The sequence below is a fragment of the Actinophytocola sp. genome (assembly GCF_036002505.1).
Taxonomy (GTDB): domain Bacteria; phylum Actinomycetota; class Actinomycetes; order Mycobacteriales; family Pseudonocardiaceae; genus DASYTH01.
The window spans coordinates 1-6,132 of sequence record NZ_DASYTH010000454.1 but is presented as its reverse complement, the minus strand read 5'-3'; the positions used below and the strand labels follow the sequence as shown (position 1 = coordinate 6,132).

Below are 6,132 nucleotides of genomic sequence, written 5' to 3'. Positions count from 1 at the left end.
TCGAGTAGTTGTAGGACTTCTGCTTGGCGGTGAGTTCACCGCCGGGTGGCTTCTTGTGCGGGGTGATCGGGCCGGTGCCTTGGTAGCCGCCGTCACCGATCATCCCGGGGCCGCCGGGTGCGTAGTGGGCGGCCCAGCGTTGCGCGATGCCGGGGATGAAGAACGCGGCCGCGTCGTGACGGGCCCCGGGTACCGGGTCACCCACATCGGCGACCCGCCCGTCCAAGTCGGCCACGACCTGCACGTTCTGCCCGCACAGGTGTTTCTTGCCGGAGAACAGGCTGTGGTAGCCGTCGCGTTCGCCGACCGGGGCGACGAACCCGTCCACGAGCACACCGCCAGCCTGGGCGCGTTCGTACTGCTTGTCGACCTCCGGGCGGGTCGCCCACCGCAGGATCGGGTGCAGCACCTGGTGGTAGCGGGTGATCGTGGCCTGCGAACAGCCGAACACCTCGCCGACCACGTCATCGGCCAGGTTGTGCCGTAACCCGAACAGCACCGCCACCACCGCCGCGGGCAGCGGTAACACGTGCGGGCGGCCCACCGCCGGCCGCTCCCAGGGGCCCACGATTTCGCGGACCCGGTCCACCAGCTCGGCGAGTTGTCCCGCGGACAGCCCTGTCATACGCTCAGGCCCGCGGCGGCTGGCCCTCGATCATCTTCCACACAAAGTTGATCTATCGGATGCCAGCCGCCGTGTCCAATCAGGACACCCGCGAGCGGTCACAGCTACCGCCCAAGATCACTCACCGTGATACTGCCGACGTCGATCGACTTCTGAATGGCCCTCGCGGAGACCCCATTGCGAATCCCACCGGAAAGAACGCGCACCGGCGTCCCCGCGAGCCTGACGAACGGGACCCGGGAGCGCAGGGAAGGCTGACCGGCGGACGATACTGGACGGGTGGCCGACACCTGGGTGCTGCACATCGACCTCGACCAGTTCTTCGCGTCCGTCGAGGTACTATCCCGCCCCGAGCTGCGCGGTAAACGGGTAATGGTAGGCGGCTCCGGCGATCCCACCTAGGCCCGGACCGTGGTGGCCACCGCCTCCCTGCAGGCCCGGGAGCTCGGCGTGCACTCCGGGATGCCGATGCGGCTGGCCGCCCGCAAATGCCCGGACGCGGTGTTCCTGCCCGGCCGACATGCCCGCCTATCAGCAAGTCTCGGCCCGGGTCATGGCAACGCTGCGGGCGTTCCCGGTGCTGGTTGAGGTCCAGGGGCAGGACGAGGCGTTCGTCGGCGGCGACATCGACGACCCGCAGCGCTGGCCACCGACCTCAAGGCGGCGGTCCACGATCGGGTCGGGCTGAGCTGCGCGATCGGCGTTGGCCGCAACAAGCACCAGGCGAAGATCGCCACGCGGTTCGCCAAGACGGACCCGGCCGGCGTCGCCACGCTGACCGACGAGACCTGGATGCCGGTGACGGGCCAGCGCCCGGTCGGCGACCTGTGGGGCGTCGGGCCGAAGACGGTCAAGAAGCTCGACGAGCTGGGTCTGCCCACGATCGCCGAGCTGGCAGCGGCGGACCTCGAGACGCTGCGGCAGCGCTTCCCGATCCGAGCCGCCCGATGGCTGTCCGACATCGAAGGCAACATCCGCGCTTACGCTGCACCGTTCCCCATCGATGGCAGGAAGTGTCGGCGCTCACGGAATTCCCCAGCTGTAGCGGTCTGCCGCTCACGTAATTCCGTGAGCGACGACACAGGAAGGCAGTCGAGAAGTTCGTCGAGTTCCAGTGGGATAGGCCGACGACACTCCTGGCTAACGGCCCGTACGACGCAACGGTAGAAGTGAGGGTTGAGCCGCCCCGTTGGCCGGCACAGCCTCATTGGCAAAAGGTGCTGACGTACCCGCTCAATACGCAGATCTCGCCCGAGGACCGAGCGACGTGGATTCCTAGATCCAATGACCCAGAGGTCATCGAGGTGTCTGACTAGTGCCACCCCGTTATTTGTCGTCGTCGCGCTCGACGATCATCTTCACGGACACGCCATCTACGTCGTCCCCCGGCCTCGTGCTGGGCGTTCTCGGCGTTGGCGATGAGCGTGTCGAGCAGATCCCGCAACGCTGCCACCCCTTCGTAGCCGCCGGCATCGTTCGGGTGGATGCCCTTCGAGCGCAGGTGTGGCGCGTCCCAGATGGCGTCCACGTGCCGGTACAGCGCCCAGCGGACTTTGTTCTGGATGGCCCGTTCGTCCGGGGTCAGCGTGGCCAGGTGCCGCATGTCGTGGTCGCTGGATGCGTCGCCGATCTCGCTGGCGGCGTCTTGCAGGTCGAGTCCTTCGTCGTCAGCCATCGGTTCTCCTCTGTGCGGCGTAGATGCTCAGACTGGCAGAGCGGCCGGTGTCGGCAGCACAATATTTTCCCGCGACTCCCTAGCACCGTTGATCGCCTGGACGGTGGGCGGTGCCCCGGCTGGTCGGGTCCCAGACGAGGAAGTTGTCGGGGCCGCCAGTACCTCGAGGATGAGGTACTGGGTCGGTGGGAGGGCGTACACGATCAGCCCCGGGAGGACCTTGGTCATTTCTGCCCCATCTTGGCGTTGAGGTCGGCGACACTGCCTGCGATCCAGCAGCGCGTCTCCCGTTCATCGAGGTAAACCTCCTCGATCCGATCGACCGTGCCGTCCGCCTTGTCGAACAGGAGGTGAGGGTTCTCGCTCGACCAGTAGATGATCCGCCCGTATCGCAGCCTGCCCATGTACAGATCGGCCGCGAACAGCGGATACACCGAGGAATCATCTCAGCCACCAGTTCACGTCTCACTTCAACTCGGCAGGGGCACATCCGGGGCCGGCCGGTAGGTGGATCCGCGGAGCGACAGGGTGGCGTGGACGTGGGCGATCTGAGCCATGACGCTGATCTCCGCCAGAGTGCTACTCAGCCGTTCGTCGTCGATCCCGTGGGAGTCGATGAGCGGCGTGACACTCGCATACGTGTCCTCGGCGAGGTTGAGGAGTTCCTCAGCCCGGGCGGCGTGCTCGTCGGGGGTCATGCGGGATTCCCTCCTAACAGGGAGTTCATCGCTCCCGTCCTCCCCTGCCCTCTTGCTGCCTCTCGAACGCCAGCGCGATGGAGAATAGAAGAACAGAAGCGCGGCGCTGGGTCCGCATTAGATCCTTGGTCGTGTCCAGGACGCGCCAGAGGCAGTCCCGAAGGAGATCCGGCGTGGTTTCCTCGGCGTCCAGATACAGGTCGATTTTGGCGGTGAGATCGCGGGTGCCCGCTCCTCGGCGCTGCTCGCGGTCAGCCATGGACTCAATCTAGGGGTCGCTGCATCGACCGTTCAATGCGTGTTGTCGCGATCAAGCGCGGAGTGCAGCGGTCAAGCCTGCCAGCCGTCCGTACCTCGAGCAGCCCGTCATGCGGCAACGGAGCGAAACTGGGCGGTGGTCACGACGGCCGCGATCATCTGATCCGCGGATCCCGGGCGCGTTGATCAGCAACGGTGGTGGGCGGCATCGGCGACCACCGCCTGACGGCCACGAGCGCCGCGGTCTTGACGACGGCGACGCCCGAGGCGGGCGTTGCCGGATGGAACGGCGACGTGGCCACGAGGTCGAGGATGGCGTTGCCTTGACACTCACCGCAACCCATGACGCAACAAGCCCTCAGCTGAGTCGTCCACCGCCCCCTTACCGAACGGCATGAGCGATCAGCGCCTCACCAGCAGTGGCGCCGACCACCGATCCGGCGTCTCATCGAACCCAGAATAAACAGGACGGCGCCGACAACGATCACGGCAATTCCGATATACCAGAGGCGGACTGTGGCGGAGCCGTCCGTGGACATGGCCGCCCGTCAGAGGACGAAGATCGCGATCGCGAGATAATGGCAGGCGACGGCAGCGCAGACAAAGGTGTGGAAAACCTCGTGGAAGCCGAAGACGTCCGGCGCGGGGTTGGGCCAGCGGCGGTGATAGCCGATGGCGCCTAAGGTGTAGAGCACCCCGCCGGCGACGATGAGGCCCAGCCCGGCCGGGGCGATGTGGTGCACCAGCACGGGGAAGGCGGGCACGGCGAGCCAGCCCAGGCCCAGGTAGATGCCTCCGATGAGCCGCTCGGGGGCGTTGAGCCAGCACATGTGCCCGACAAGGCCGGCCAGGGCCAGACCCCAGACGGCACACAACCCGACCACGTCGAATGGCGTGGGCATGCGAAGCAGCAGCACAGGGGTGTATGTGCCGGCGATCAGTACGAAGATCATGGCGTGGTCGAGTCTCTGCATCCGCCGGCGCGCCGCATCCTGCCAACTGATCCGGTGGTAGAGGGCGCTGGCGGCGAACATGCCGGTGACGCCGGCCGCGTAGACGCCGGCAGCGATCTTGACGGTTGCGCCGTGCGCGGCGGTCAGGAGCAGCGGTCCGGCCACCAGGGAGACCGCAAACGACACCTGGTGAAGCACACCGCGGAGCCGCGGTCTGGGGTAACCGACTCCGCGGGCGGCGTCGTAGCAGACCGCGGTCGGCGACCTCTCCGTCGACACGGCACCACCTCGCGTACTCGGATCGTAACGCTCGACCCGAAACGCCCTCCGTGGTGCGCGACCACCGCTGGTGCGGTCCTGGGTCCAGGCCCTTCGCCGGCTCCACGACGTCGGCCGGCCGCTGCGGCCCACGACGCCGGGCTGGCCCGGCAGCCGGCCACGGATCACGAACCCTGCGCGGATCTCCCGTCCGGGTTAGCGCCTGATGGCGTCCTTGATCTTCTTCGCGAACTGGTTGAGTCGGCTCTTGAGTTCCTCGGCCTTGCCCTTGCGGCGAAGTCTGTCGTTGCCGGTGGCCTTGCCGGCGGTCTGCTTTGCCCTTCCCTCGGCCTCCCGGGCCCTGTACTTGACGCCTCGAACAATGCTCTTGATCCTGGCGTTCCTGGTCATGGCGTGCGTCCTCCTCGGGTGGCGGGGTTCGGATTCCGCGTAGGCCGCGGCGGTCCGAGCGTGGTCGGGTCACCCGCATCGCGGCGCGCGTCAAAGATCCTGGGTGAGTGCGGGTGAGGCAGGTGGTGGACGATCGGTTCGGCTTGCTGTACGTGGGTGGCAGGTTTCGCCACGGGTGTCGTGGTACCCGCCGATGAGGTGCCGCCGCGCGAGTGCCGGCACGGACGGCGCAACTGCTGGAGCGCCGGGAGTCGCTGGTCGTGACCGCGGGGTCCGGGCGGCGGGGAGTTGCCAGCGCGAAAGTTGACGGAGAGGCTCGGCGTGAACGCCGATCGCGTGATCGACATTACGCCGTTTCAGGACAGGCGCAGAACTTGATGCGCGCGCAGCGGCGCTAGCGGCAACGGGCGGGCCCGATACCGGCTCCGCCGGTCCACGGCCTCGCCGCGTGCCCGACCGGCTTTGGCGACGTGTGGTGACACGGATTGTCACCGCAGCGCCCGGCTGGGCTCGCACCCGTGGGCGCCCCGTGCTGGCGCCGATGTTGAGCGCGCCCATCCAGACAGGCCCCGTTGCGTCGGCGGGCACGCCGGCGCCGCGACATCGCCGGCCGGCGAGGCGGCCGAATCCGCCGCCCAGGCGTGCGACCGTGGGCGACCGTGATCAGAGCGGTGACGTTGGGGCTTGCGTCAGGCGGCAACCAATATGTCGAGCGAGGTGGTGACGGTCGCAGAGGCAGGTCCAATCCGGGCCGGGTACTCGGATCGTGTCGGCAGGGGCTGCGGCTGGTCGATCGGGGCGGTGAGGACATCGAGCAGCCCGGTCAGGTCCAGCACCCGGCGGACGACGGGTTGGGGATGGATAACCCGCATCTGGCATCCGGTTTGGACGGCGGCGTTGCGCACGCCGACGAGAGCGCCGATTCCGGTGCAGTCCAAGAAGGTGCACCCGGCGAGGTCGACTTCGAGTACGGCGGGGGCCCGCCCATCCAACAGGCCGAGCAACCGGTCAGTTAGCACCGGGGCGGTGGCCAGATCAACCTCTCCGGCTACGGCGGCCCGGGCCGTGTTCGGCGACGGGTAGCTCGTGTCGATGTGGAGCTGCGTCACCGCGGTCATGGGCAAAAGTGTATTGGACATGGTGTTTCCTCCGACCCAACTGTTGCCAGGGATTGCTTGGTGGGCGGGCGGGGGCTGGACCCGGGCCGGGGAGGCAACGACCGCGTGGGCGTTGCAGGCTCGACAAGCTGCGCAC

General features: G+C 67.7%; 8 protein-coding genes and 1 pseudogene. 1 reads left to right on the top strand and 8 read right to left on the bottom strand.

Translation table 11 applies throughout. The features are described from left to right. The coding region (locus tag VGR06_RS40030; RefSeq protein ID WP_327564463.1) for a transposase family protein at nt 1-625 on the bottom strand (625 nt) is incomplete at its 3' end. A 279-nt stretch (nt 626-904) separates the two neighbouring features. Between VGR06_RS40030 and VGR06_RS40025 the strand changes: the two are divergent. Next, a pseudogene (locus tag VGR06_RS40025) lies at nt 905-1,792 on the top strand (hypothetical protein). A 145-nt stretch (nt 1,793-1,937) separates the two neighbouring features. On the opposite strand, the gene VGR06_RS40020 reads toward VGR06_RS40025, so the two are convergent. The 7 genes from VGR06_RS40020 to VGR06_RS39990 form a co-directional block, all read right to left on the bottom strand. Continuing rightward, nucleotides 1,938-2,300 carry a hypothetical protein gene (locus VGR06_RS40020; protein ID WP_327564462.1) on the bottom strand — a complete coding sequence of 121 codons (363 nt, stop codon included), beginning with the start codon at nt 2,298-2,300 and terminating at the stop codon, nt 1,938-1,940. 224 nt (nt 2,301-2,524) lie between these two features. After that, nucleotides 2,525-2,734, bottom strand: coding sequence for a hypothetical protein (locus VGR06_RS40015; RefSeq protein ID WP_327564461.1), 210 nt, complete (start codon nt 2,732-2,734; stop codon nt 2,525-2,527). Between the two features lie 36 nt (nt 2,735-2,770). Further along, the gene (locus VGR06_RS40010) at nt 2,771-2,998 is read right to left on the bottom strand and encodes a hypothetical protein (protein WP_327564460.1); all 228 of its coding nucleotides are present in this window, start codon (nt 2,996-2,998) and stop codon (nt 2,771-2,773) included. 25 nt (nt 2,999-3,023) lie between these two features. Further along, the gene (locus tag VGR06_RS40005; protein ID WP_327564459.1) at nt 3,024-3,257 is read right to left on the bottom strand and encodes a hypothetical protein; all 234 of its coding nucleotides are present in this window, start codon (nt 3,255-3,257) and stop codon (nt 3,024-3,026) included. A gap of 547 nt (nt 3,258-3,804) precedes the next feature. Beyond that, entirely contained in the window at nt 3,805-4,488 is a 684-nt protein-coding gene (gene trhA / locus VGR06_RS40000; RefSeq protein ID WP_327564458.1) for a PAQR family membrane homeostasis protein TrhA, read from the bottom strand. Between the two features lie 195 nt (nt 4,489-4,683). Further along, nucleotides 4,684-4,878: a CsbD family protein gene (locus VGR06_RS39995; RefSeq protein ID WP_327564457.1), complete on the bottom strand. Its 195-nt coding sequence runs from the start codon at nt 4,876-4,878 to the stop codon at nt 4,684-4,686. Between the two features lie 689 nt (nt 4,879-5,567). After that, nucleotides 5,568-5,996 (bottom strand): STAS domain-containing protein, encoded by a 429-nt coding sequence (locus VGR06_RS39990; RefSeq protein ID WP_327564456.1) that lies wholly within the window; start codon nt 5,994-5,996, stop codon nt 5,568-5,570. Between the last annotated feature and the right edge of the window lie 136 nt (nt 5,997-6,132).